The organism is Paraburkholderia sp., assembly GCF_050742655.1.
Lineage (GTDB): Bacteria > Pseudomonadota > Gammaproteobacteria > Burkholderiales > Burkholderiaceae > Paraburkholderia.
The window spans coordinates 1-26,749 of the sequence record NZ_JBOIGG010000003.1 but is presented as its reverse complement, the minus strand read 5'-3'; the positions used below and the strand labels follow the sequence as shown (position 1 = coordinate 26,749).

Genomic DNA, 26,749 nt, shown 5'->3' with positions numbered 1-26,749 from the left:
CGGCACGCACAACTAACACACTCTTCTACAGCTTCTGCACCTGGACCGGCGTACCCGGCTTGCCGCTCATTGAAGGCGCGATCACCAGATAACGCCGGTGGTCGGTCGTCGTCGTATCGCCGGGCGCGACGACCTGGCGGATCTGCCCGATCGCATTAACGATCGCCGAGCCTGCCGGGTTCGTCATGAATGTCGCGAGCGCTTCGATCGAGCCCGAACCGTCCGGTGTATCGGCGAGACCGAGCACGTAGGGCGACTTCGGTTGCAGTCCGGTCGCTGACGCCTGCAAGACCTGCAGCAGACCTTGATCGAACAATGCGACGCTGGTCGGCGCAGTCGCGCCCTGCTCACCCGCACGTACGAGCGACAGATGCGCAGCCTGCCCCGCGACGCCCAGCGGCTGCGTATTCTGCCGGCCGTCGCCCTCTGGCACCGCGTCGGGCACATAGACTACGGCCTGCGGCGCCTGGCCAATCGGCACCGTCGCGATCACGGTGTTCGTCAGCGTATCGATCGCGGTCAGCCCATCGGCGTTTTCGAGCCCGACGTAGACCCGCGTGCCGTCGCCCGACGGCCAGATGCCGTGCGGCAGACTGCCGACCGGGATCGTCGCGACCTCGGAGAAATCGTCGGTGCGGAATACTTTCACGACGTTCAGCCCGCCGACCGTCACATACGCGAACGTGCCCTTCGCGTTATGCACGATGTTCACGTGATTCGTGATCGGGCCGGTGTCGAAGGTCTTCAGCAGCGCAAACGGCGGACGCGCGTCGAACACCTGGGTCTTGCCGACGTCCTTCAGCGTGAACCACACCTGACGACCATCCGGCGTCGCCGCGATATTCGGGCAGAACGGGCTCGCCTGCACGACCTTGCCGACGATCCGGTGATCCGCGACCGAGATCACATCGGTCTCCGGATTGAACGACGAACAGACGTAGCCGTACTTGCCGTCCGGCGAGAAAATCTGCATGCCGGGACCGGCGGGCACGGTGATGCGCGTCTTTTCCTCGAAGGTCTTGCCGTCGAGCACCGCGACGTAGTTCTCGCCGCGCACGGTGACCCACACTTCGCTGCCGTCAGGCGTAAAGAACGCTTCGTGCGGCGAGCGGCCGACGTAGGTTGTGTGCTTCACGGCGTTCGTCGCGGTATCGATGAAGGTCACCGAATTCGAGCCAATCGATACGACCGCCAGCGTGCGATGGTCCGGCGAGAACCCCATGCCGTGCACCAGCACCTGGCCGCGGTACAGCGGACTGAAGTTGCCCGGCGACGGATCGCCCAGGCGGATCACGCCGACCAGCGTGTTGTCCGCGGGATCGGTGACCGACACCGTGTTCGAGAACTGCTCGGCCGCATACACGCGGTCGCGATGGCTGATGGGCACGTCGGGCGCGGACGCCGCGGCGGGTGCCTGGCCGGCCCACGCCGATTGAGCGACGACAAACGACACGGCGAGCGCGACCGACGTCAGCGTCGCGGCGAAAAGAGAGGACGGTTTCATGGCGATTCCTTGGTGGGGGTTGTCGGTGCGCTCATCGACATGCCGTGCATCGCGTGGCTGGATGATGAAGATGGCGCGGCCTGCTGCTGATCGGGTGCCGGGGCCGACGGCGGCAACGGCTGACCGAGCGCGACGTGCATCGCGACGATCTCCTGCTGCTGCTCGACGACGATCTCCTGCGCGATGCGCCGCAACTGTTCGTTGTGACCGTAGCGCAGCTCGGCCTGCGCCATATCGATCGCGCCTTGATGGTGCGGCACCATCATCGCGACGAAATCGCGGTCCACGTCGCCGCTCGGCGACACGGTCATGTCGTTCATCATCTTCGTCATCGCAGCATCGTTCTCCGCGAGGAACGGGGCTTCGGGCGATGCGGTGGTTGAAGCCGTTGGGGTCGCGCCGGCGGCAAACACTGGCGTGGCGAACATTGCGCTCAACGCGACGGCAAGCACCGTGCAGCGCGTGCGCCACGCGCTCCGGAGCTGCGCAGGGAAATAACGCATGATCTGTGTCTCCTCGAAAGAACATCGACGATGTCATCGAGGTGAACGCAACGATGCGCGAGTTATTCCATCGCGACTTCGTTCGATGCATCGATCTATCGCGACTGCATCCGCGTCGATGGGATGCAACGAAAAACGCCTGCCTGCGCGACTGAAATCGCACAGACAGGCGTCCCTGGAAATGCGACAGTCGTCTTATTCCTGCTTCGTCGCCCCGCTACCGTTCGCAGTCAACTGCTCGTACACGTCGTGCGCGAGTTCGAGCAATTCCTTGCGGTCGATGCCGCCCGACACCGCGTAGCCAAAGTCACCATCGATCCAGTAGAACACGTTGACCGGGCCGTCCTGATACAGCTTGAACGCGGTCATGTCGGTGCTGGTCTTGCGGTGCGAGATGCACAGCGTGATCCGTTCGCCGCGCGCGTCGTGATACATGAACTGCGCGACCGGGCCGTCGTTGCCCGGCAGCATCCGCCCGCCCATCAGATCGAAGCCGGTGCGCGTAAGTATCGGCGGCCGCACGTTGGTCCCAAGCCGGCTCGACACCCACGTGACGAGTTCCTGTTCGCGATCCGCGCCGAGCTCGACCGGCCGCCACACTTCGGGCGCGTACATCACGTGCGCAATCGCCGACTGCTTCGCGAACGATTCGCCCTCCGTACCCACTGCGCTGACCGCGCGACTCTGCGCGCCGTTGGGCGCATACGCAGTCTGCAACTGACCGCCCATACCCGCACCCATCCTGGTCCCCATCGTCGTGCCGACCCCGATGCCGATACCCAGCACGAGCGCGGCCGCCATCCCTGCGAACTGCGGCCAGTTCGCCGCGTCGCGCCAGCGCTTCTTCGCGGACATCTGCAGCCGCGCGGGCACCGGTTCGGCGAGCACGCGGTCGTAGCGTTCATGGAACATGTTGTTCAGCGCGAAGTAGTCGCTGATGCGCGCGGCCAGCTCGTCGTTGGTCTCGAGCAGCCGGTCGATTTCCTCGCGGCGGTGTGCGCCTAGCGATCCGTCGACGTACGCGTGCAGTTCTTCGTCGCTCACTGCGCCCGGTTGTTCGTTCATCGCACCACCTTCAGTTTCACGCCGGGCTGCGCGCCCGCCATCAAGGTCCGCAGCCGCTCGCGGCCGCGCGACAGACGCGACATCACCGTGCCGATCGGCACGCCGAGCGCGAGCGCGACGTCCGCATAGCTCATTTCCTCGAGACCCACCAGCAGCACGACCTCGCGCTGATCGTCGGGCAGGCGCTGCAGCGCGTAGTCGAGATCGCGGACCTCGAGCGACTGCGCCTGGTTGCCGGGCACCGCGAACTCGCTTTCGTGCACGTCGTCGTCGACCGATAGATGGACCGCACGCGTGCTCGCCTTGCGGACCTGGTTGACGAACACGTTGTGCATGATCGTGAAGAGCCACGCGCGCAGGTCGGTGTCGGGCCGGAACTGGCCCGCGTTGCGCAGCGCGCGCTCGAGCGTGTCCTGGACGAGATCGTCAGCCAGCTCGCGATTGTTGATCAGCGCGCGCGCATAGCGTCTCAGACGCGGCACGTGATCCATCAGTCCGTCACGGACGTTCATCGTCCTTTCCTTTCCTGTCTTCCGTTCCAGTTCGCACGCCGCCGGGACCTGCCTGGCGCCTGTCGATAGCGTATGAACACTACGCCGTCGCGCTTATTCCCGCTGCGCTGAAAATATTTTGCGGTGAACTTGCCTCGTACTGCGATCGGCAAATGCGTCGCTCAATGCGGTGCCATTTCGTCCGCGGCGCGCATCAGGCCCGCCATCTGTGCGCGCCCCGCGAGCAGGTAGCGCGTATGCGTGGTCGTCCAGCCCAGCAACCGCATCCCACCGACCCGCCGCGCCTGCCATTGCGGCTGTGACGCGGCTGTCCAGTCGCGCACCGTCAACAGCACCGCGCGATCCCCTGCGCGGTTGCGATAGACGAAGCCGGTTGCGCGCGTCCACGGTCCGACCGGCGCCGACGTCCGCGCGACCGGCTGCCAGCCGAGGTCCGACAGATTGGGGGCGGCTCGAGACAGGCCCGCAGCGTTGGCCGCGGAAGCATCGGACGACATCGTGTGCTCCAGCACCATCAGCGCGGCGGCGTCGAGTACCGGCGCGGGCACCCGCAGCGCCCACAGCGCAGCGCCTGCGATCGTAGCCAGCAGCAACACGAGCGCGATGATCGCGCGAACGTGCGCGCGCAGCCAGCCGAGCACGGCGGCGGCGCGCAGCGCGCGTTGTGCGAATGCGGCATGTGCCGTGAGCATCGACGGCCCGGGCGACGCGCCGTCTTCGAACGACGCGCGCATCCGCCGGTTCAGCTGTCCGTAGAACGCGACGCGACGCGCCTCGTCGGGACGCGCGCTCAGATAGAGCCGCACCTGCGCGGCGCGCTCGGGCGCAAGACTGCCGTCGACGAAGGCCTGCACATCGACCTCCGACAACATCGTGGAATCGAATGGTGGAACGGTTCGCATGACGCATGGGTAGTGGAAACTGCCATGACAGGGCGAACACGGCGGCGCCGCGTTTATTCCGGGTTTATTCCCGTTTTATTCGGGCATTTATACCGTGAACGCCGGTCGGCTGATGCAGTACCCTCGCCACGCGAATTTTTTACCTTCCGCAGCCCTTCACCAGGCTTACGACGCAACGGCAACTTACCTGCTCCGTCGCCGCTGATCCCTTTGATCGCGAAGTTTTTTCTGCTGCTCGGCGATCCGCGGAATCTTTTGCCGGGCTCTGGTGGCCGCGTACCGGACCTGTCGTGCCCACCCCGCATCGCCTCGTCGAGTCCTACGAATTCCTTTCCTATTATTTTTGTCTTTTTTTCGTCTACCTTCTCCTTGCGACAGTCCCCGGTGCACCCGGTGGATCCGTCGCGTCCTACAGGATCGAGATGAAGACCATGACGAACCAGCCCAAGGTGTCCATCTGCGTGCCGACGTACAACCGGCCGGAATTGATCGCGCAGTGCATCGATTCGTGTCTGGCGCAGACGCACGCGAACATCGAAGTCGTGATCGGCGACGATTCGAAAGACAATCGCACGCGGGACCTGATCGCCACCCGCTACGCACACGATGCGCGCGTCCGCTATCAACGCAACGAGCCGTCGCTCGGCCAGGCACGTAACGTTGCGAGCCTCTTCGCGCGCGCAACGGGCGACAAGATCCTGCTGATTCACGACGACGACTACCTCGCGGTGGAAGGTGTCGAACGGTTGCTCGCGCCGTGGCAAACGCATCCGGATCTCGACGTCGCGTTCGGCAACCAGTATGAAGTCGCACTCGACGGCACCATAGACATCGCCGTCAGCGACCGGCTCAACGCCGACTTCCATCGCGTGAAGGAAGCAGCCGGCATCCAGCCGCTCGCGGGCCGCACCGGGCTGATCCAGATGTTCCCGAACAACGGCTGGCTCGCGAACGCGGATCTCGTGAAGCGCGTCGGGTATCACGAAGAGTACGGAATGTGCTGCGACTACGCGTTCGGCGTCGAGCTGTGCGTCGCCGCGCGTCAGGTCTGTTACGTGCACGAGTACGTGTCGTACTACCGGAAAACGGAGGTGTCGATTTCGGCGAACACGCGCGGCTCGACCACGGCCGCGTCGGTCAGCGCGTATGCGTTCGTCGCGCAGCTAAAGCTGCCGCTGGAACTCGAACCCGCGCGCCGGATCGCGCTGCGGCGGATCGTGCCGATCGTCGTGTCGGTGTATGCGAAGAATGGTCGCGCGTGGGCTGGTCTACGGATCGCGCTCGCGCATCTGTATGCGTACAACTATGGCTTCAGTGCGCGCTTCGCTTATCACGTCGCGATGCTCGCGCGCGCGACCGTCTCGGCGAAACCGAAATCGAAGCCCCCTGCGAGCGATATCAAACCGGCCGCGCCTTCGAACAACCTGCCGAGGCGGCGACTCGACAAGCCGCTGTAGGCGGCGATGCTGCGGCCTCTGCGCGGGCCGTAAAGAAGCTCGTGCTGCGGTCTGCGGTCAGGGTCGCCGCCGCTACGCGACGACGTCATCGTGCGTGACGGGTGCCTTATTCCGAACGGACATCCGTCCGCATCGCGTCTGCAGTACGGCCGCTCGCGACTAACTGGCCGCGAGCGGCCATCATGCATTCGCCCAGAAGCACCAACAGAATCCCGGTCTAGCCACGAGCACGCGTCTAGCGATGCACGTGGCCGCTGCGACTTTGTCGTGACGCGCTGCTATTTGAACTTGACGAGATCCTTGAAGATCAACTTACCCCAGGTATTGCCCCTGGCCTGGACGAGCGAGCCGCCATCCTTGAGCGGTCCTAGCGCAATCGGCGCGAAACCGAGTTGTTCGGCCAGAACCGCGACCGGTGCCATCGCATTTTCGTCATCGCTCGACAGAAACACGACGCGGCTGCCGCCATTCACGCCCGGATCAGCGGCCAGAACGGCAGCGGGCAGATGGTTAAAGCCCTTTACGAACAGGGCGCCGGTAAACGCCCTGGCGACAACTGCGGACGATGGCTGACCCTCCAGGTCTTCAACGGGAACACCGAAAGCATTTGTCGCATCGATGATCGTCTTGCCGTGCCAGGTTGTGATCTGCTTCGCGACTTCGCGATGTTCCCAAAACGGAACCGCCAGGAAGATCGTGTCGGACGCGATTGCATCCTGCAGCGTCCTGGGGAAAACGGTGGGGCCGATCGCTCGCGCCTGCTGCATCAACATCTCGGGAGGGCGCCGGCTGGCGACGATCACATCGATGTTCTTTCTTGCAAACGCTCGGGCGAGTGCCTGGCCCACCGCGCCAAAGCCAATAATCGAATAGCTCATGCGAACTCTCCATTCAGCATTGATCAGGGATCCATATTTATCGACACAACCCGAACCATCTTCGTCAAGTTGACAGGCCCTTCTACACGCTTTTCGGCGCGATTTCAGATGGCCGAGAAGCCGCCGTCGACAGACAACTCCACCCCATTCACGAAGCTCGAATCGTCTGAAGCAAGAAACAGCGCGACGGTCGCAATTTCCTCAGGACGACCCATCTTTCCCCGCGGGATCAGGGATTCGAACATCCGCTTCGCCTCCTCGGTGAGAACCTGGTCCTGCATCGGTGTCGCGATCGGCCCTGGGCTCAGCACGTTCACCCGGATATTCCTGCCCTTCAGTTCGTTAAGCCAGGTGCGTGCGAATGAACGCAACGCCGCCTTGCTCGCCGCATACACGCCGTAACCAGGAAAACCCTTCACCGAAGCAACTGACCCGGTCATGAAGATCGATCCGCCATTGTTGAACAGCGGCAACGCCTTCTGAACCGCAAACAGCGTTCCGCGCGTATTCAGACCGAAGGTCGCATCGAAGTGCTGCTCGGTAATCTCGCCCAGAGGGACAGCTTCGCCCGTGCCTGCGCTCGCGAACAGGATGTCGATCTTGCCCTTTTCCCGCCTGACTGTATCGAACAGGCGGTCGAGGTCGTCCAGACTGGCCGCGTCGCCGCGCACGCCGGTCACGTTCCGGCCAATCAGCTTGACAGCCTCGTCGATCGCCTCCTGCCTCCGGCCCGTGATGAAAACATAGGCGCCTTCTTCAACGAACCGCATGGCGCTCGCCAGCGCCATGCCACTCGATCCACCCGTGATGACTGCAACCTTACCGTCTAGCTTTCCCATGACTTTTCCTTTCGTGGTGTCGTACTGCGCCGCTGTTCCCATTTGCACGAATGTGCGGTATCTTGTGGATCACTGATCCAGATACAGGTTCATTATATTCGGATCACCGATCCGTTTGTCAAGGCGATTTATGCGAGCCGACGCCAGAAAGAATTACAGCCACCTGCTTGAAGTCGCGCGTGACGTCGTCACCGAGCATGGCGCCGATGCGTCCATGCGAGATATCGCCCGCCGGGCCGACGTCGGGTTGGCCACACTGTTTCGCCATTTCCCGACGCGAGAAGCCTTGTTCGAAGCATTGCTGCGTATGAGCGTGGACGAACTGATACAGCAGGCAGCCGAACTCGAAACGTCGAATCCACCTGACGAAGCGCTGGTGTCCTGGTTTCGCGAAGGGATGGCATTCGTTCGTAGCTACAACGGCATTTGCGCGTTGTTTGCGACCGCGCACGCGGACCCGGACTCAGCGCTTCACGCTTCGAGCACAGCGCTGCGTTCAGCGGGCGCGCGACTACTGCTCCGTGCTCAGGCCGAGGGAACGGCGCGCGCCGATATGGATGGGGTCGACCTGTTCGCCCTGATGTCGGCGCTCGGCTGGCTCGCCGACCAGCCCGGATTCGCGCCACGGGGGGATCATCTCTTTCACGTTATTACGAGCGCCATCCTGACAAATCGGTCGAGCAACGATGTCAGGAAGGCGACGTAGCAGAGTGCAGCGAATTGTTGTCTGCATTGCGTCGGATGGCGTCCGCTATGACCGGCGCCGGCAACCCTATGCACAAGAGTCTTGGCAAGGGTGACGAATGCAGCTAATCGTGTCGGGAGTTTTGAGCGGCTGTTGACGAAGGCGATAGGACGTTGGAGCGGCTGAGCTGTCGCACTAGCCAGCGACCGCACATGGCCGAAGGCGCCCAAACAGCACGCCGTTGAGAATTTTCATTGTCTTCGACATGAGCGGCGGGATTTCTCGCATTACACCGCAGCCGCCTCCCTACGCCTGCCACTCATGGTAAAAAACACTTTACGTTCAATAGCGCCGTATTTCACTCACTCCGGTCGCACGACAGCGCATAGCGCCGCGCCCCGCTCAACGCGTCTGCGGCTACGCGTCAAACCATAAGTCGCGAGCCGATCAAGCGCCGTGCACATCAGCAGGTAGATGACGCCGACGAACAGAAAAATCTGCGCGGGATAGACCATCAACCGGTTGCTGATCTGCGTCGAGTGGCAACGACAACTAGTAAGCGCTCTGCGTGGGACCAGAGTAAGTGCTTTGCATGGGACCTGAGTAAGCGCTAAAGCGCTGACTCAGGTCGACAGCTAAAGCGCCAACTCCGGTCGACACCGCTCGTGGCGATGCACGGGCCGCCACCATACCAGCCGCCGCCTGAACGCCGAACCAACAAATGGTCCTGTAAAAAGCGCCTTTTCTGCTAAGCGGGCTGCTCGTGCAGCACACCGTACCGCGCTCATTTACATACGTGGATTTCTCGTTTGGACACGCGTGCGTGCGCGTCTACGATCAGCACATGCCATCATGGATGAAAGGAGATTCGCGATGTCCGAGAGTGCCTGTTTCACACCGCGCGTCGTCGAACCGGTGACCGACAGCGGTCCCGATGGTCTCGGGCTCGCGGTCGAATTGTGGTTCGCGCGTCCCGTCGACGGCGTGGCCGGCCGCGCACTGCGCATTCATCTGCGCAGCGGCGCACGGATGACGCAGGCCGAAGCGTTGCGCGACCTGCTGCACGAACTCGCAACCGATCTCGTCGTCGCGTGACGGTTCACGTAACGGCTTACGTCACGGTGCTAGTGCTGGACACCCCAGCGGCGCACGGTCACGCGTTCGAGCGTATCGAACACCAGATGCTCGACCAGCAGCCCGATCACGATCACCGCAGCGAGCCCCGCGAACACGCGATCCGTATAGAGTTCGTTGCGGTTCTGGAAGATGTACCAGCCGAGGCCACCGTTGCCCGAACTTGCGCCGAACACGAGTTCGGCCGCGATCAGCGTGCGCCACGCAAACGCCCAGCCGACCCTCAGCCCCGCGAGAATCGCCGGCAACGCGGCCGGCACGAGAATCAGCAGCACGTGACGCAGCCCGGTCAGGCCATAGTTGCGACCGGTCATTCGCAGCGTCGCGGGCACCGACTGGAAACCCGAGTACGTGTTCAACGCGAGCGGCCACAGCACCGAATGCACGAGCACGAACAGCAGGCTGCCGGTGCCGAGGCCGAACCACAGCAGCGCGAGCGGCAGCAGCGCGATCGACGGCAGCGGATTGAACATCGCGGTCAGCATCGACAGCAGATCGCGGCCGATGCGCGTCGACACCGCGAGCGACGTCAGCACGAACGCGCATGCGACACCCAGCAGATAGCCGCGCAGCAGCACCGACAGCGAGATCGCAGTTTTCTGCAGCAGTTCGCCGGACAGCACGCCCTGCACGAACGCGCTCAGCGTCGCGCCAAAGGTCGGCAGCAGCAGATCGTTCCCGACCGCGCGCGCGGCGATTTCCCAGCCCGCGACGATCACGAGCGCGATCAGCGTCTTGCGTACCCACGCGTAGCCCGCGATGCGCCGCGCGAGCGGCAGCGGCGCTTCGACGGCAAGATCGCCGAGCGGCTCGAGCGGCCGCTCGTATTCGTCGCGCACCGGCGGCACAGCGGCCGCGGACGTGAATGTCGTGCTCATGTCTGCGGCTCCGTTTCGTCGATTGCTTCGATTTCGTCGAACAGCAGATGGTGAATCCGCTCGACGCTGCGTTGAAAATCGACGCGACCGAAGCTGTCATGCGTGTACTGATGGCTGTTGATTTCGGCGCGCACGCGTCCCGGATGCGGTGACAGCAGCAGGATGCGATTGCCGACCACGAGCGCCTCTTCGATCGAATGCGTGACGAACAACAGCGTGAAACGCGACTCTTCCCACAGGCCGAGCAGTTCCTCCTGCATCTTGCGGCGCGTCAGCGCATCGAGCGCGGCGAACGGTTCGTCCATCAGCAGCACACGCGGCTGCATCGCGAGCGCGCGGGCAATCGCGACGCGCTGTTTCATGCCGCCCGACAGCGTGTGCGGGTACGCATCCGCGAATGCCGCGAGCCCGACGCGGTCGAGGTAATGCAGCGCTTCGTCGCGTGCCTCGGCGCGGCTCAGCTTGCGCGCAACACGCAGCGGAAACGCGACGTTCTGCAGCACCGTCTTCCACGGCGGCAACTGATCGAACTCCTGGAATACGACGATGCGATCGGGACCGGGGCCGCGCACGGGCTGACCATCGAGTGAGATCGTGCCGGCGCCCGGTTCGACGAAACCGGCGATCGCCTTGAGCAAGGTCGACTTGCCGCAGCCCGACGGTCCGAGCAGCACGAAGCGGTCGCCGCCGTAGACGTCGAAGCTCACCTGATGCGTCGCGCGGACGATGCGTTCTTTTGTTCGGTACGTGAGGTCGACGCGATCGACCGTCAGCAGTTTGTCGCTATGCACGGCGACCGCGTCGTGAGAATCGTGAGGATCCGGCGTGACCGGAAAGAGGTGCGAGGGGTTAGCCACCATGACGGCGCTGGCTCCGTTGATGCAAAGCATCAACATACGATCGCCGCGCCACCCGTGACAAACAATGATTCTGCATATTCAATGCGCTCTGCGGTATATGCGATTTCGTCGCTGCGGCAGCGGGCCGTGCAAAGCGCACAGTCAGGTGTTAGCTGCCACCCGCGAGCGCCGGATCGTCGAAAAAATAGTCCTTCCAGCTGTGCGGCTCGTTGCGGATCGCGCCGACGCGGTACATGAACTGCGCGAGCGGCAGCGTGTTCTGCGGCGCGATCTTGAACTGCACGTCCGGGTTGCGGATGATTTTCAGCAGCAAGCCACGGTCGATCTTCGCGTGATTCACGCGGATGTAGATGTCCGCAGCCGCGTCCGGATTCGCCGCGACGAAACGCGACGCGTCGGCGAGTGCATCGATGAACGCGCGGTAAGTCTTCGGGTTGTCGGTGCGGAATTTTTCGGTCGCGTAGAGCACGGTCGCGGAACTGGGGCCACCGAGCACGTCGTATGAATTCAGCACGATGTGCGCGTTCGGATTGCCCGCGAGTTCCTGCTCCTGAAACGGCGGATTGCCGAAGTGACCGGTAATCTCCGTGCCGCCCGCGATGATCGCCGCGGCCGCGTCTGGATGCGGCATGGCCTGCGAGAGCCGGTCGAGCCGGTCGAACGACTTGTCGCCCCACAGTTTCGCCGACGCGAACTGCAGCACACGCGACTGCACCGATACGCCAACCGCCGGCAGCGCGATGCGATCCTTGCCGGTGAAATCGGCGATCGTCTTCACGCGCGGATTATTCGACACGAGGTAGTACGGCAGATTGCCGAGCGATGCGACGCCCTTCACGTTCTGGTGGCCATGCGTGCGATCCCAGATCGTCATCAGCGGACCGACGCCCGCACCCGCGATGTCGACCGAACCCGACAGCAGCGCGTCGTTCACCGCGGAGCCGCCGGACAGCTTCAGCCAGTCGACCTTGATGTCGAGGCCCTGCTTGCGCCCTTCCTTCTCGATCAGCTGCTGGTCACGCGCGACGTTGAGCAGCAGATACACGACGCCGAACTGCTCGGCGACCCGGATCTGGCCTTCGGCCCTTGCGGGTGTGGGTGCGATAACCCCGAGCACGGCCACGAGAGCAAGCGCACTAATCGACAACGCGACCAGCGAGGCCGCAAAACGACGGACGAACGAAGACCGCGGCGCGGTCGGACGGCGCAAGAACTGCATCGATACTCCGGAAACGTAGATGAATGAATCAGCAGGCTAGAACGGCGCGTCGCCTTCGATCGTCGTGCGGTTCAACCGGCGCCGCAGATGGTCGGGTGTACCGGCGGCCAGGTGCATCAGCGAGCGGTTGTCCCAGAACACCATGTCGTGCTCGCGCCATACGTGGCGGTACAGGTGTTCGGCGCGTACGCTGTGCGCGAACAGCTCGGCGAGCAGCGCCGCGCTTTCGTCTTCCGGCAGATCGACGATGCGCGTCGTGAAATGCTCGCTGACGAACAGCGCCTTGCGACCGGTTTCCGGATGCGTGCGCACGACCGGATGCACGACCGGTTTGACCTGCGCGATCTGTTCGGCCGACAGGTTCGGACGCCACGGGCTACGCTCCTGCAGCTCCGCGTATTTCGCGAGATACGTGTGCTCGGCATGCAGCCCCGCCACTGCGCGACGCAGATGGTCCGGCAACGTGTCCCACGCGAGATGCATGTTCGCGAACAGCGTGTCGCCGCCTTCCGCGGGCAACTCCTGCGCGTGCAGCAGCGAGCCCAGGCTCGGCTTTTCCTTGTACGACAGATCCGAGTGCCAGAAGTGACCGGCATCGCCGAGCCCGATCGGCTTGCCGTTCTCCATGATGTTCGACACGACCAGCACTTCCGGATGGTCCGGCAGCAGGAATTGATGCAGCACGTGGATCTGCAGCGGACCGAAGCGGCGGCTAAACACGATCTGCTGCTCGGGCGTGATGCGTTGATCGCGAAACACCAGCACGTGGTGATCGAGATGCGCGCGGTGAATACGCGCGAAATCGTCGTCGGCGAGCGGCTGGTTCAGGTCGAGGCCGAGCACCTCGGCGCCGACGGGGCCGTCGAACGCGCGGATCTCGATCCGCGATGCACCGCCAGCGGTAGCTGAAGCTGAAGCCGCGGACGGTGCTTGGGTGGACTGGGTAGAAACGGGAGCGGTCGTTGTCACGCTGTGCTCTAGGCGATGGTTGGTTCGATGCGGCGCACCATACGTACGGCGGCGGTCAGACAGTCAATCTAACTCCGCGCGCCTTTGCGAGCAACCAAGCAAATCCGATACGTTTATCTGCTGTAGTGATAAACCGGCTGCTGAACCGGAGACCGTAAAAGACAAACGGCGGCCGGAACGTATTCCGGCCGCCGGTTTGCGGAGGGTTACGTCCGGTTGCGCTTACGGCTCGTGACGCAGATAACCTTCCTTCGACGGATCACGCATCCGCAGCGACACGAGGCCCGAGATCGCGCACAGCGCCGTAACGTACCAGTAGAACGTCGATTCGCTGCCGGCCTGCTTCAGCCACAGCGCGACGTACTCGGCCGACCCGCCGAACACTGCGTTCGCGACCGCGTACGACAACCCCACGCCGAGCGCGCGCACTTCTGGCGGGAACATCTCGGCCTTGATGAGTCCGCTGATCGACGTATAGAAGCTGACGATCGCCAGCGCGACGGTCACCAGCGCGAACGCGACGAACGGGTTCGTCACGTCCTTCAGTGTGTGCAGCAGCGGGACCGTGCCGATCGTCGCAAAGAAACCGAACAGCAGCATCGAGCGACGCCGGCCGATGCGGTCCGACAGCGCGCCGAACAGCGGCTGCATCAGCATGTAGACGAGCAATGCGCCGGTCATCACGTTGCTGGCCGTCTTCGCGTGCATGCCCGCCGTGTTGACCAGGTACTTCTGCATGTAGGTCGTGAACGTGTAGAAGATCAGCGAACCGCCGGCCGTGAAGCCGACCACGGTGAGGAACGCCTTCCGGTGCTGCCACAGACCCCGCAGCGTGCCCGCTTCCTTGCGTGCGCGGGTCGCAGCGGTGGTGGTTTCGTCGAGCGACTTGCGCAGGTACAGCGCGACCAGTGCCGCGACCGCGCCGACGACGAACGGTATGCGCCAGCCCCACGCCCTCAACTCCTCGGTGCTCAACGTCTGCTGCAGGATCACCAGCACGAGCAGCGCGCACAGCTGGCCGCCGATCAGCGTCACGTACTGGAACGACGCGAAGAAGCCGCGCCGGCCCTTCAGCGCGACCTCGCTCATGTAGGTCGCGCTCGTGCCGTACTCGCCGCCAACCGACAGCCCCTGGAACAGCCGCGCGACGAGCAGCAGCGCCGGTGCGAGTGCGCCGATCTGCGCGTAGGTGGGCAGCACCGCGATCACGAGCGAGCCGCCGCACATCATGAACACCGACACCATCATCGCGGTGCGGCGACCGCGCTTGTCGGCGAGCCGGCCGAAGAACCAGCCGCCGATCGGACGCATCAGAAAGCCCGCGGCGAACACGCCGGCCGTGTTCAGCAGCTGGGTGGTCGAATTGCCGCTCGGGAAGAACGCGGGCGCGAAATACAGCGCGCAGAACGAGTACACGTAGAAATCGAACCACTCGACGAGATTGCCCGAGGAGGCGCCGACGATCGCGAAGATGCGTCGGCGGGTGTCGTGGGGGTCGGGCGCATTGGGTGCATCGAGTTCTGTCTGGTCGGTCTGGGTGTTCATGCTTGCGTGGTTCCTTGAACTGGGCGAAAGGCAGCGGTCTGATGCCGCTTTGCTGTTTTAGCGGACGCGCCGGCTTCCGTTCCGGCGTGCATCTCATTGCGTGCGCGGAATTTTACAGAATTGCAAGGTTCGGCGGGGTCAGTATCTTGCCGGATAGGCGGGAATAACCGGATGTGGTGCCGGGCGGTTAGCTACGGCGAGGGACGGCCATGAAGACGGCCATGAAAAAAGCCAGCCCGAAGGCTGGCTTTCTTGTCGATGAGGGCGAACCGCGTCGTCGCTCAAGCCCGTATGGCCGGCGGCACGTACTTACAGTCATAACGCTTTCTGACCGTGCCGTTCTCATCGACGCTTTCGAGAAACACGTCGAACTGCCACAGCCGCGCCATGTGCTTCAGTACCTCTTCGCTGTCGCCGGACAGATGCCGGTTGTCACTCATGAAGTGCCGCAGCGTGAGGCTGCGGTCGCCGCGCGTGTTGACCGACCAGACCTGGATGTTCGGCTCGCGATGGTGCATGTCGTATTGCCTCGACAGCGCCTGCCGTACGTACTGGTAGCCGCTGTCGTCGTGGATCGCGGACACTTCGAGCGCATCGCGCATGTCGTCGTCGAGCACCGAGAAGAGCCGCATCCCGCGGATCAGGTTCGGCGACAGGTACTGCGCGACGAAGCTCTCGTCCTTGAAGTTGCGCATCGCGTAATGCATCGCCGGGAGCCACGGGCTGCCCGCGAGTTCGGGAAACCACTTGCGGTCTTCGTCGGTCGGGTTCTCGCAGATGCGGCGGATGTCGCTCATCATCGAAAAACCGAGCGCATACGGATTGATCCCGCTGTAGTACGGCTTCGTGACCGGCGGCTGGTAGACGACGTTGCTGTGCGAATGGAGGAACTCCATCATGAAGCCGTCTTCGAGCTTGCCCTGGTTATACAGCGTGTTGAGCAACGTGTAATGCCAAAAGGTTGCCCAGCCTTCGTTCATCACCTGGGTCTGCCGCTGCGGATAGAAATACTGTCCGACCTTGCGAACGATGCGGATCACCTCGCGTTCCCACGGCTCGAGCAGCGGCGCATTCTTCTCCGCGAAATACAGCAGGTTTTCCTGCGGCTCGGGCGGATAGCGCTCTTCCATCTCTTCGGGCAGCGGCGTGTGCGTGGCCGGCAGCGTGCGCCATAGTTCGTTCACCTGCGACTGCAGATACGCCTCGCGCTCGCGGCGCGCCGCGGATTCCTTCGCGAGCGACAGCTTCTGCGGCCGCTTGTAGCGATCGACGCCGTAGTTCATCAACGCGTGACACGAATCGAGCAGCTCCTCGACGCGGTCGAGACCGAAGCGCTCCTCGCATTCGGCGATGTAGTTCTTCGCGTAGACCAGGTAGTCGATGATCGCGTGCGCATCGGTCCACAACTTGAACAGGTAGTTGCCCTTGAAGAACGAGTTGTGGCCGTAGGCCGCATGCGCGATGACGAGCGCCTGCATCGTCATCGTGTTCTCTTCCATCAGGTACGCGATGCAGGGATTCGAATTGATGACGATCTCGTACGCGAGCCCCATCTGGCCGCGCCGGTAACTTTTCTCGGTGGAAAGGAAATGCTTGCCGAACGACCAGTGCCGGTAGTTGACCGGCATACCGACCGACGCGTACGCGTCCATCATCTGCTCGGCGCTGATCAGTTCCAGCTGGATCGGGTAGACATCCAGTTCATACTGCTCTGCAACATGAGCAATATGCGTGTCGTACTCCTCGATCAGTTCGAAGGTCCAGTCGGACGGGCACGGCAACGGCCGTCGGTCGGCTACGTTCATACGGACTTCCCTTTGCCCTTCGCTGGGCGTCCCGGTGGGCCCTGTGGCGGCCGCCTCGGCGTGCGGCGCTTCCGCTTTACGCTCCAGCTTGCCCTTCTTCCCGCGCTCCGGCTGATAGCCGCGTGCCTCGTTGTGCAAATGCCTTGTGGTCATGCGGACGCCACCTGCTTCTCGAACAGCTCCCGGAACACCGGATAGATATCTGCCGCCGTTTCCACTTTCTTCATCGCCATCTGCGGAGCCGTGGCGGCCAGCTGCGCATATTCGAGCCACAGGTTCTGCTCTTCGGGCGTCACCTGAATATACGCAAAATAGCGCACCTTCGTCAGGATGTCATCTGCGAGGATCTTGCGGCACTTCGGCGAATCGTCAGTCCAGTTGTCGCCGTCCGACGCCTGCGCGCCGTAAATGTTCCACTCGCTGGGCGAGTAGCGCTCATCCATTACCTTCTGCATCAGCTCGAGCGCGCTCGACACCACCGTGCCGCCGCTTTCGGTCGAATGGAAGAACGTGTCCTCGTCGACCTCTTCGGCGCGCGTATGGTGGCGAATGAAAACGACCTCGATGCGCTCGTAGTTGCGCTTCAGGAACAGGTACAGCAGGATGAAAAAGCGCTTCGCGAGATCCTTGCGCTGCTCGTCCATCGAACCCGATACGTCCATCAGGCAGAACATCACCGCCTGGCTCGACGGCTGCGGCTGCTTCACGCGATTCACGTAGCGCAGATCGAACGGATCGATGAACGGGATGCGCCAGATGCGGCCGCGCAGATGATGGATCTCTTCCTCGAGCAGCTTGATTTCCTCGCGACGATCAGCCGGATCGGCCTTCATCTCTTCGAGTTTCTGTTCGAGTTCGTGCAGGTCGTTGACGAGCGGCGCGCCGAGTGCGATGCGCCGGCCGAGCGCGCTGCGCAGCGAACGCACGACGTCGATGTTGTTCGGCGTGCCTTCCGCGGCCCAGCCCGCGCGGATGCTCTTCCACGTCGGCACCGCGAGCAGATGCGTCTTCACGAGGCGCGGCAGTTCGAGGTCGTCGAAGAAGTACTGCATGAATTCTTCGCGGCTCAGCTCAAACACGAAGTCGTCCTGGCCGTCGCCTTCGTTGCTCGCGCTGCCCCCGCCTCCTCCGCCCCCGCCGCCCGGCGGACGCGGAATCTTGTCGCCGCGGATGTAGTCCGAGTTGCCCGGGTGCACCATTTCGCGCTTGCCGCCGGGACCGTGGCGGAACGACGGCTCCGCGATGTCCTTGCGCGGAATCGTGATGCTCTGGGTGTTCTGTATGTCCTTGATGCTGCGGTCGCGTACTGCTTCGGACACCGCCCGACGAATGTAATTCTTTACGCGGCGCAAAAAGCGTTCGCGGTTTGCAATGCTCTTGTTCTTGCCTGCCAGCCTGCGGTCGATGATTTGATGAAGCACATCCAGTCTCCCTTGTCGATCGCAGTTAGCGTGTCGACCTGAGCTAGCGCTTCAGCGCTTACTCAGGTCCCATAGCGCTTACTCCGATCCCATGCAGCCGCATGTCCAACCTGCCTGCGCCTCGCAAGGCGCCCGCGCAGCGAGGCCGCGCGGGCTGTGCGCCACATGTCTCATGAGTGCGTCATGACGACTTGCGCACGCGCAGATACCAGTCGCACAGCAACCGCACCTGCTTCGGCGTGTAGCCCTTCGCCACCATCCGGTTGACGAAGTCTTCGTGCTTGCGCTGCTCTTCCGCCGAGCCTTTCGCATTGAACGAGATGACCGGCAAAAGTTCTTCCGTGTTCGAGAACATCTTCTTTTCGATCACGACGCGCAGCTTCTCGTAGCTGATCCACGCCGGGTTCTTGCCTGCGTTCGCAGCACGCGCGCGCAGCACGAAGTTGACGATCTCGTTGCGGAAGTCCTTCGGGTTGCTGATGCCCGCAGGCTTTTCGATCTTCTCCAGTTCCGCGTTCAGCGCCGCGCGGTCGAAGCTCTCGCCGGTGTCGTGGTCGCGGAACTCCTGATCCTGAATCCAGAAGTCCGCATACGTGACATAGCGATCGAAGATGTTCTGCCCATACTCGGAATACGACTCCAGATAAGCAGTCTGAATTTCCTTGCCGATGAACTCCGCGTAGCGCGAAGCCAGCACGTCCTTGATGAACGACAGATACTTCTGCTCGGTTTCCGGCGGGAACTGCTCGCGTTCGATCTGCTGTTCGAGCACGTACATCAGGTGCACCGGATTCGCCGCGACTTCGGTCGAATCGAAGTTGAACACGCGCGACATGATCTTGAACGCGAAGCGCGTCGACACGCCGGTCATCCCTTCGTCGACGCCCGCGAAGTCGCGGTACTCCTGATACGACTTCGCTTTCGGGTCGGTGTCCTTCAGGTTCTCGCCGTCGTACACCTGCATCTTCGAGAACAGGCTGGAATTCTCCGGCTCCTGCAGGCGCGTCAGCACCGACATCTGCGCCATCATCTTCAGCGTGCCCGGCGCGCACACCGCGTTCGCGAGCGACGAGTTGCGGATCAGCTTCTCGTAAATCTTGATCTCTTCCGAGTAGCGCAGGCAGTACGGCACCTTCACGACGAAGATCCGGTCGAGCAACGCTTCGTTGTTGCGGTTGTTGCGGAACGCCTTCCATTCGGACTCGTTCGAGTGCGCGAGAATCACACCGTCGAACGGGATCGCGCCGAATCCTTCCGTGCCCTTGAAGTTACCTTCCTGCGTTGCAGTGAGCAGCGGATGCAGCACCTTGATCGGCGCCTTGAACATTTCGACGAATTCGAGCAGGCCCTGGTTCGCGAGACACAGGCCACCCGAGTAGCTGTATGCGTCCGCATCGTCCTGCGCGTACTGTTCGAGCTTGCGGATGTCGACCTTGCCGACCAGCGAGGAAATATCCTGATTGTTTTCGTCGCCCGGTTCGGTCTTCGCGATACCGATCTGCCGGAGGATCGACGGAAAGCGGCGCACCACACGGAACTTGCGGATGTCGCCGTTGTACTCGTGCAGACGCTTCACCGCCCACGGGCTCAGGATGCTTTTAAGGTAGCGGCGCGGTATGCCGTACTGCTCTTCGAGAATGGGACCGTCTTCGTCGTAATCGAACAGCCCGAGCGGCGACTCGTTCACCGGCGAGCCCTTGATTGAATAGAACGGCACGCGTTCCATCAACTGCTTCAAACGCTCGGCGATCGACGACTTGCCGCCGCCGACTGGTCCGAGCAGATAGAGAATCTGCTTCTTTTCCTCGAGCCCCTGGGCCGCATGCCGGAAGTACGACACGACCTGCTCGATCACTTCTTCCATTCCGTAGAACTCACGGAACGCGGGATACACCTTGATCACCTTGTTCGCGAAGATGCGCGACGTGCGCGGATCGTTGCGAGTGTCGATCTGTTCCGGTTCCCCGATTGCCGTCAACATGCGTTCGCCCGATGTGGCGTACGCGGCGGGATTGTCTTTGCAGAGCGCGAGATACTCCTCGAGCGAGAGTTCATCTTCTCGCGTTTTCTCGAAGCGGGTCGCGAAACTGCTGTAGATATCCATGCTACCTCCTCGCCGAAGTCTGGATCGATGTCGTGCGCGGCGCGCTATTCGGAAACGACATCGCTCGAATTCATCCTAAACCCTTTTAAATTTTTTTTCACGAACTACGTTACGAAAAATCTGACCTCGCGAGGCCCCGTGACAATCCTCTCTTGGAAACAAAGATTCGGTCACATACAATCTTCTCTCCACGCTGCCTGAAAAGCGCACCGATAGCGACGGCATTCACTGCTGCCGCATGTAAAACGCGCTGCGTCACGCCTGAGGGCGAGTTGCCGATGCCCGTTGTAACACTTTGCATCGCGGGCTCTTCTCGTCACTGCTCCGCTCGAACGTTCACAACGCTTCGTCGCATCCTTCGTCGCTCTCTCGCTGCATTCTCCCTGAACGCACGACACTCCACTTTCGTGGACACCGCTGCATGCCGTTACAACTTTCGCCTGTCGACACGACATACAACGTTAAAACGAATCAGACGAGCGGATTCATCCATCGCACCGCGCACTCTGGAGGTTCGTCCGTGCGTCGTGCATTTCGTTCAATGCCTCGCGCGCGTGTGCATCCCACATGTCGATACCCGCGCGACGGACAGGGTCGAGCGCGTGCATCCGCCTGCCTTATCGGCCGGCGCTTCGGAGAACGGTATAGGTGTAAACAGAGTGTACGGCGGATGTGTACGGCGATGACGCTGCGCGGATGCACAGCATGTGCGCAGCCCGCAAAAATAACCGCAATAACCGCAATAACCGCCGATTCAGGTGAGTTCGATTTCGACTTCGCCAAGACCGTCGATATGGCCATGTACGATGCCGGGCCGGTCGAGCGGATGCGCGCCGACGTAAGAGCCGGTTGTAATCGTCCAGTCGGGCTCGATGGCGATGCCCATGGCCGCGCAATGGTTAACGAACCACACCAGCAGTTCGCGCGGGTCGCCGGCCGGGTTGCCTACGGTGTCAGCGGCGAGCGGGACGCCGTCGAATGTCAGTTCGAGTGCCGGCGACACGAAGTCGAACTGCCGCGCGAAGCCGGCATACGGCAGCGCATGCCCGGTGACGAGCGCGCCGTTGTTCTGCGCGTCGGCCAGTTGCGCGAGCGGTGCGACGTTCGGCCATTCGGCGAAGCGGCTGTCGACGATCTCGATTGCCGGCAGCACGGTGCCCACCCGCGCAAGCACTTCGTCGCGCGCATAGGCTTCGCTGCGGGGCGCGATCGGTTCGGCGAAGCGGAATGCGATCTCGAGTTCGACCAGCACCCGAAAGAAGCCGCTATAGGCGCTCCGGGCCGGCGACGCGAGCACCAGGGGAGCCGGGATCGGCGCGCCCGCGGCCGCACCGCCCGGCGATCGCGCGCCGATTTTCCACGCGCCCGTCGACGTGTCCAGTCCGGCGATCACCGCCTGCTGGATCGCATACACGGTGGCCGCGTCGGGCGGCAGGTCGTCCGCACGCAATCCGTCGATCAACCGGTGCTGGCGGCGAGCCTCCACGAGGCGAAGCGCGAGATCTTGATGCGTCATGTCGATCCTTTTCAGCGAGCGGGCGGCGGGAGCGAAAGACTGCCGCGCGGCGGGCGACGGTCGGAATGCGGCGCTGCACGACGGCAACCGCGCCCGTCAATGTACCGGAACCCGGATCGCTCCAGGGTCCGCATCCTGGGCAGACCGCGAAAAAAAGACCGGGCTTGCGACTGGCGTTCCATTCGCAAGCCCGGTCTCTATTGTCCCGGCACGCCGATCGATCGGCGCCGATTCATTCCGATTATTCCGCTGCGACGTCCGTCCATGCGCGATGTCGGTGCGCGCGGACGCGACGGCGTCGAACGAGACGCCGCCGCATGCTGTCAACACAGACTTAGAAGGTCTCCCATTCGCGGTCGGCTCCGGCTCCAGCCGTGGCCAACGCCGGAGCGCTCGCGGCTGCGACGAACGCCGCGGGCTTGCGCGCCGCCGGCCGTGCCGCGACCGCGGTCCGCACTGGCTTTTTCGGCGCCGTCCGGACGACCGCTCGCTGCGGGTCGTGCGCCTGCCCGGTGTCATCCAGCTGGAATACTGCGACAGCCTGACGCAGCTTCCCCGCCTGATCTTCGAGGGACTGCGCGGCCGCCGCGGCCTCTTCGACGAGCGCGGCGTTCTGCTGCGTCACCTCGTCCATCTGCGTGACCGCGCGCGCCACCTGGTCGATGCCACCGCTCTGCTCGCCGGACGCGGCTGCGATTTCGCCCATGATGTCGGTCACGCGCTGCACGGCTCCGATGATCTCCGTCATCGTGCGGCCCGCGTCGTCGACGAGCGCCGAGCCGGACTGCACGCGCTCGACCGACGTGTCGATCAGCTCCTTGATTTCCTTCGCCGCCGCCGACGAGCGCTGCGCCAGGCTGCGCACCTCGCCCGCGACGACCGCGAAGCCGCGCCCTTCTTCGCCTGCCCGCGCGGCCTCGACCGCCGCATTCAGTGCAAGGATGTTGGTCTGGAACGCAATGCCCTCGATGATCGAGATGATGTCCGCGATCTTCGCCGAGCTCTGGTTGATGTCGCCCATCGTGCCGACCACCTGACCCACCACCGCATTGCCGCGGTTCGCGATTTCCGATGCACTCGCGGCGAGCGTGCTCGCCTGGCGCGCGTTGTCCGCGTTCTGCTTCACGGTGCTGGTGAGCTCTTCCATGCTCGACGCGGTCTGCTGCAGCGCCGACGCCTGTTCCTCCGTGCGCGACGACAGGTCGATGTTGCCTGCGGCAATCTGCCGCGTCGCGGTCGCGATCGATTCGCTGCCCGCGCGCACCGTGCGCACGGTGGCGATCAGGCTGCGCTGCATCTTCTCGACGCCCGCGAGCAGCTGGCCCATTTCGTCGCGCGTCCGGATGACGACCGGCCGGCGCAGATCGCCGGCGGCGATCGCATCGAAATGCGCGAGCGCGTCGGCAAGCGGCCGGCCGATCGCGCGGCTCAGCGCCCAGTACGAGAAGAACGCGGCGAGCAGACCCGCGACGAGCGCGCCGATGCTCACCGCGCGGAACACGCTGAAAGCGGATTGCGCGTCCACGTAGCCCTTCTCCGCCTGGGTGAACTGGATCGTGCGCAGTGCATCGTCGGCGATCGCGAGATCGTTATAACCCACCTGCAGGCGCTTCGCCCCGTCGACCAGCTTCGCCGGATCGTTCGCAAGAACCGTCGCGGCGAAGCTGTCCATGAGCTGGTGCAGCGCGTCGCGTTTCGCCGCGACGTCCTGCGCGAGACGGTCTTCGTCGGCAGCGCGGGGCAGCGCGAGATATTTTTTCCACCAGCCGTCGGAAGTCGTGCGCATCAGCTTCGCGCGTTCAAGCGTCGACGCGGCCTCGGGCGTGCCCATCATGAACGCGGCGCGGTCGAGCACGAGACGTTCGCGCGCCGCGTACATCTCCGCGTTGCCGATGTCGACCGCACTTGGCATCTGGTTGGTGTAGGTGTCGCGGTAGGCGTCGTTCGAATTGCTCAAACCGGCGAGGCCCAGTACACCGAGCGCGATCAGCAGCGCGGAGAGAAACCCCATCGTCAGCCCGATGCGAGCCTTGATGGATATGCCCTTGTTCATGTTCTTCCCTGTCAGAGTGACTTGCGGATAGTTGCGCGGCGACTTATTGGGACGCTCTACGCGCGTTTACGGCCAGCTCTGGAGGAACTTGAAGCTTCTATATGGTCGGAGGAATTCGCCCGGACGGGCGGGTACAACTTACAATTTACTACCCGGTGTCGGGATGCTGGAGCGATGGTGCATGCCGTTGCATGGGTGCCGCAGAAGATGAAACCCCTGCGGCACCGCGTGTCTGTATTTATCGAACCCGCATCACCACGGAATCGTGCTGTTTTCCCAGCGCGTGAACGTCCCGGTCGGGCTGTCCGGGCCTAGCAGCGCGACGCGTACCGCCTCGCGGGCGCCCTGCTCGACGGTGTCCGTGCCCGCATAGCCGTTGAGGTTCGTACTGGTGAAGCCCGGCGAGATGGCGTTGACCTTGATCCCTTCCGGTTCGAGCTCGAGCGCCATCGCGACCGTCAACGCATTGAGCGCCGTCTTGGATGCCGGGTACACGGGGCCGAAGATCGCGCGGTAAACGAAGTCCGGGTCCGAGTTCGTCGTCAGCGACCCGACGCCGCTCGACACGTTGACGATGCGGGCTCCCGACGCTTTGCGCAGCAGCGGCAGCATCGCCTGATAGACGGCGAGGACGCCGAACACGTTGGTGTCCCACACCGCGCGCATTTCGTCGAAAGACACGTTGCTCGGGCGGGTCGTCTTCGCGTACTCCTCGACGGACTGACCGGGCTGCTTCTTCGTGTTCGAGATCGCCGCGTTGTTGATGAGCACATCGAGACGGCCGAACTGCTTTCTGATGTGTTCCGCCGCAGCGTCGATCGAAGCCCGATCCGTCACGTCGAGCTGAAGCGCGTGCGCGTCCGGCCCAACCTCTTTGGCCGCGGCCTCGCCGCGCTCGAGATTGCGCGACCCGACCAGCACGATGAAGCCGTGTGAAACGAGATCCTTCGCGATCTGAAGACCGATTCCCTGATTGGCCCCGGTAACGAGAGCGATGGGTTTGTCCTGCATGGCAAGCTCCTTGTTGTATGGCTGTGGCTGTAACGTGGTGGCAGTGCCGACCGGTCAGTGAGCCTCGGCCATCCATGCTTCGGCATCAGCACCGGCCGGGATGCGCATCGGCGACGACGGGTCGGTTGCCGCGCGCCACACGGCTTCGGCGACGTCCTGCGCGTGGGTGGCCGGAGAAGACGTATCCGCGAACCTCGCGAGAACCTCTTTGACGAGATCGGCATAGGCCTCGTGCTCGAGGCCGTGTCTCTGTGCGTTGTCGCGGAAGCGGCTTTCCGACGAACGGCCCGGCAGCACGAGGCACACCCGCACGCCGAACGGTGCAAGCTCCACCGCCGTCGATTCGGTGTACGCATTCACGGCCGCCTTGCTCGCGCTATACGCGGCAATCAGCGGCAGCGCTTTCAGCGTCACGCTCGACGTGACGTTCACGACGACGCCGGCCCTGCGCTGCCGGAACTGCGGCAGCACCGCCTGCGTCAGCGCGATCGTGCCGAACGTGTTGGTCTCGAAGACCTCGCGCACTGTCGCGAGCGGGGTCAACTCGGATGGGGCGGCGACGCCGAAGCCCGCGTTGTTGACGAGGACGTCGATCGGGCCCGCAGCCTCGACCGCGTGGCGGATGCTTTCGGGATCCGTGACGTCGAGCGCCAGCACACGCAGGCGGTCCGAAGGCGGCAGCACGTCGGCACGCGGCGTGCGCATCGTCGCGACGACATTCCAGTCGCGGGCAAGAAAATAGCGGGCGATCTCGAGGCCGAAGCCGGAAGAACAGCCGGTGATCAATACGGTTTGCATCGAAACTCCTGGGGGTTGTGTATGCCCCTACGATAGATCGCCGCGACCGTACTTGCTACAATCAATCATCCGAATTTCATTTGCAGGAGTCCGGCAATGATCGATCCATTGGCCGAAGTGGTAACGCTGCTGCAGCCGGGCGCGCGGTATTCCAAACTGGTTCACGGCGCGAGCCCGTGGCGGATCCGCCGCTCGGATACCGGCCAGCCGCTCTATTGCGTGGTTCTCGACGGCGGATGCCGCGTCACGATCGATGGACACGAGCCCATCGAGTTGCTGTCGGGCGACTTCGTGCTGGTTCCCACCGCGTACGGCGTTTCGATATCGAGCCTCGTGCCGCCGCCGGATGACGAGACGTCGACGCCCGTCGCGCTGGGCCACGGCGAATTCAGGATCGGTGCACCGGAGAATCCGATCGACTCGCGGATGATGGCGGGCCACTGCAGCTTCGGTTCGCCGGATGCTGCGCTGCTGGTGTCGCTGCTGCCGCAGTTCGTGCATGTCCGCGGTGAACCGCAGCTGGCCACGCTCGTGGACCTCGTACGGGAAGAATCGCGCGAACAGCGGCCCGCGCGCGAGGTCGTGCTGTCACGACTGCTGGAAGTGCTGCTGATCGAGGCGCTGAGGTCCGCGGCGGGAACGAACGCGTCGCCGGGTCTCGCGCGCGGACTCGCCGATGGCCGCCTCGCGGCCGCGATCCGTGTGATGCACGAACGGCCGACACACGCGTGGACGGTCGCGGAGCTCGCGAAGGAGGCGGCGCTGTCGCGCTCGACGTTTTTCGAGCGCTTCAGCCGCGCGGTCGGCGTCGCGCCGATGGAATATCTGCTGACCTGGCGAATGGCGCTCGCGAAGGATCTGCTGCGCCGTAACGAAGGGCGAGTCGCCGAGATTGCGCAGCGGGTCGGCTATAGCTCCGCCAGCACCTTCAGCGTCGCGTTCACCCGCCACGTCGGCCAGCCGCCGACGCAGTACGCGCGTGAGCAGGCGGTTGCGAGCGTCTCGCCGGAGATCCGGTCGGACGTCTCGTATGACGCTACGCCGATGAGTCCGTTGAGCCCAATGACCACCTAGAGACGCGCATCACACGA

23 protein-coding genes and 1 pseudogene are annotated in these 26,749 nt (G+C 63.4%); 4 read left to right on the top strand and 20 right to left on the bottom strand.

The features are described from left to right. Positions 1-25: 25 nt before the first annotated feature. From ACREXZ_RS05280 to ACREXZ_RS05260, 5 genes are all read right to left on the bottom strand, one after another. Complete coding sequence (locus ACREXZ_RS05280) at positions 26-1,504, bottom strand: YncE family protein (RefSeq protein WP_431762993.1); 1,479 nt, start codon at positions 1,502-1,504, stop codon at positions 26-28. Further along, positions 1,501-2,007: a DUF305 domain-containing protein gene (locus ACREXZ_RS05275; protein WP_431762992.1), complete on the bottom strand. Its 507-nt coding sequence runs from the start codon at positions 2,005-2,007 to the stop codon at positions 1,501-1,503. The genes ACREXZ_RS05280 and ACREXZ_RS05275 overlap by 4 nt, the downstream gene beginning before the upstream one ends. A 195-nt stretch (positions 2,008-2,202) precedes the next feature. Further along, positions 2,203-3,072, bottom strand: coding sequence for an anti-sigma factor family protein (locus ACREXZ_RS05270; protein ID WP_431762991.1), 870 nt, complete (start codon positions 3,070-3,072; stop codon positions 2,203-2,205). Beyond that, the gene (locus ACREXZ_RS05265) at positions 3,069-3,584 is read right to left on the bottom strand and encodes an RNA polymerase sigma factor (protein ID WP_431762990.1); all 516 of its coding nucleotides are present in this window, start codon (positions 3,582-3,584) and stop codon (positions 3,069-3,071) included. Before ACREXZ_RS05265 ends, ACREXZ_RS05270 begins: the two co-directional genes overlap by 4 nt. A gap of 161 nt (positions 3,585-3,745) precedes the next feature. After that, complete coding sequence (locus ACREXZ_RS05260) at positions 3,746-4,486, bottom strand: anti-sigma factor family protein (RefSeq protein ID WP_431762989.1); 741 nt, start codon at positions 4,484-4,486, stop codon at positions 3,746-3,748. 431 nt (positions 4,487-4,917) lie between these two features. Between ACREXZ_RS05260 and ACREXZ_RS05255 the strand changes: the two genes are divergently transcribed. After that, the gene (locus ACREXZ_RS05255; RefSeq protein ID WP_431763346.1) at positions 4,918-5,943 is read left to right on the top strand and encodes a glycosyltransferase family 2 protein; all 1,026 of its coding nucleotides are present in this window, start codon (positions 4,918-4,920) and stop codon (positions 5,941-5,943) included. A gap of 278 nt (positions 5,944-6,221) precedes the next feature. Here the strand turns inward: ACREXZ_RS05255 and ACREXZ_RS05250 are convergent, their stop codons facing one another. Both ACREXZ_RS05250 and ACREXZ_RS05245 read right to left on the bottom strand, forming a co-directional pair. After that, positions 6,222-6,821, bottom strand: coding sequence for an NADPH-dependent F420 reductase (locus ACREXZ_RS05250; RefSeq protein ID WP_431762988.1), 600 nt, complete (start codon positions 6,819-6,821; stop codon positions 6,222-6,224). Positions 6,822-6,925: 104 nt separating this feature from the next. Continuing rightward, entirely contained in the window at positions 6,926-7,660 is a 735-nt protein-coding gene (locus ACREXZ_RS05245) for an SDR family NAD(P)-dependent oxidoreductase (protein ID WP_431762987.1), read from the bottom strand. A 130-nt stretch (positions 7,661-7,790) separates the two neighbouring features. Here ACREXZ_RS05245 and ACREXZ_RS05240 point away from each other — a divergent pair, with 130 nt between their 5' ends. Continuing rightward, on the top strand, positions 7,791-8,366 hold the full coding sequence (locus tag ACREXZ_RS05240; protein WP_431762986.1) for a TetR/AcrR family transcriptional regulator: 576 nt from the start codon (positions 7,791-7,793) through the stop codon (positions 8,364-8,366). A 341-nt stretch (positions 8,367-8,707) separates the two neighbouring features. Here the strand turns inward: ACREXZ_RS05240 and ACREXZ_RS05235 are convergent. After that, positions 8,708-8,884 (bottom strand): annotated as a pseudogene (locus tag ACREXZ_RS05235) (amino acid ABC transporter permease); the annotation flags it as partial. Positions 8,885-9,218: 334 nt separating this feature from the next. Here ACREXZ_RS05235 and ACREXZ_RS05230 point away from each other — a divergent pair. After that, positions 9,219-9,440 carry a hypothetical protein gene (locus ACREXZ_RS05230; RefSeq protein WP_431762985.1) on the top strand — a complete coding sequence of 74 codons (222 nt, stop codon included), beginning with the start codon at positions 9,219-9,221 and terminating at the stop codon, positions 9,438-9,440. 29 nt (positions 9,441-9,469) lie between these two features. Here ACREXZ_RS05230 and ACREXZ_RS05225 read toward each other — a convergent pair whose 3' ends face one another. The 12 genes from ACREXZ_RS05225 to ACREXZ_RS05170 all read right to left on the bottom strand — a co-directional run bounded on the left by ACREXZ_RS05225 (position 9,470) and on the right by ACREXZ_RS05170 (position 25,658). Beyond that, positions 9,470-10,357 carry an ABC transporter permease gene (locus ACREXZ_RS05225; RefSeq protein WP_431762984.1) on the bottom strand — a complete coding sequence of 296 codons (888 nt, stop codon included), beginning with the start codon at positions 10,355-10,357 and terminating at the stop codon, positions 9,470-9,472. After that, the gene (locus ACREXZ_RS05220; RefSeq protein ID WP_431762983.1) at positions 10,354-11,217 is read right to left on the bottom strand and encodes an ABC transporter ATP-binding protein; all 864 of its coding nucleotides are present in this window, start codon (positions 11,215-11,217) and stop codon (positions 10,354-10,356) included. Before ACREXZ_RS05220 ends, ACREXZ_RS05225 begins: the two co-directional genes overlap by 4 nt. A gap of 148 nt (positions 11,218-11,365) precedes the next feature. Then, entirely contained in the window at positions 11,366-12,436 is a 1,071-nt protein-coding gene (locus tag ACREXZ_RS05215; protein WP_431762982.1) for an ABC transporter substrate-binding protein, read from the bottom strand. A 36-nt stretch (positions 12,437-12,472) separates the two neighbouring features. Beyond that, entirely contained in the window at positions 12,473-13,318 is an 846-nt protein-coding gene (locus ACREXZ_RS05210) for a TauD/TfdA dioxygenase family protein (protein WP_431763345.1), read from the bottom strand. A gap of 309 nt (positions 13,319-13,627) precedes the next feature. Then, complete coding sequence (locus tag ACREXZ_RS05205) at positions 13,628-14,950, bottom strand: MFS family transporter (protein WP_431762981.1); 1,323 nt, start codon at positions 14,948-14,950, stop codon at positions 13,628-13,630. 281 nt (positions 14,951-15,231) lie between these two features. Further along, positions 15,232-16,908 (bottom strand): SpoVR family protein, encoded by a 1,677-nt coding sequence (locus ACREXZ_RS05200; RefSeq protein ID WP_431762980.1) that lies wholly within the window; start codon positions 16,906-16,908, stop codon positions 15,232-15,234. Further along, entirely contained in the window at positions 16,905-18,176 is a 1,272-nt protein-coding gene (locus tag ACREXZ_RS05195) for a YeaH/YhbH family protein (RefSeq protein WP_431762979.1), read from the bottom strand. Before ACREXZ_RS05195 ends, ACREXZ_RS05200 begins: the two co-directional genes overlap by 4 nt. Before the next feature lie 181 nt (positions 18,177-18,357). After that, positions 18,358-20,280, bottom strand: coding sequence for a PrkA family serine protein kinase (locus ACREXZ_RS05190; protein WP_431762978.1), 1,923 nt, complete (start codon positions 20,278-20,280; stop codon positions 18,358-18,360). A 754-nt stretch (positions 20,281-21,034) separates the two neighbouring features. Further along, a complete protein-coding gene (locus ACREXZ_RS05185; protein ID WP_431762977.1) occupies positions 21,035-21,796 on the bottom strand; it encodes a 2-keto-4-pentenoate hydratase in 762 nt (253 codons plus the stop codon). 334 nt (positions 21,797-22,130) lie between these two features. Next, the gene (locus tag ACREXZ_RS05180) at positions 22,131-23,849 is read right to left on the bottom strand and encodes a methyl-accepting chemotaxis protein (RefSeq protein ID WP_431762976.1); all 1,719 of its coding nucleotides are present in this window, start codon (positions 23,847-23,849) and stop codon (positions 22,131-22,133) included. Between the two features lie 252 nt (positions 23,850-24,101). Then, a complete protein-coding gene (locus tag ACREXZ_RS05175; RefSeq protein ID WP_431762975.1) occupies positions 24,102-24,860 on the bottom strand; it encodes an SDR family oxidoreductase in 759 nt (252 codons plus the stop codon). 54 nt (positions 24,861-24,914) lie between these two features. Then, complete coding sequence (locus ACREXZ_RS05170) at positions 24,915-25,658, bottom strand: SDR family oxidoreductase (protein WP_431762974.1); 744 nt, start codon at positions 25,656-25,658, stop codon at positions 24,915-24,917. Between the two features lie 96 nt (positions 25,659-25,754). Between ACREXZ_RS05170 and ACREXZ_RS05165 the strand changes: the two genes are divergently transcribed. Continuing rightward, on the top strand, positions 25,755-26,732 hold the full coding sequence (locus ACREXZ_RS05165; protein WP_431762973.1) for an AraC family transcriptional regulator: 978 nt from the start codon (positions 25,755-25,757) through the stop codon (positions 26,730-26,732). Positions 26,733-26,749 lie beyond the last annotated feature (17 nt).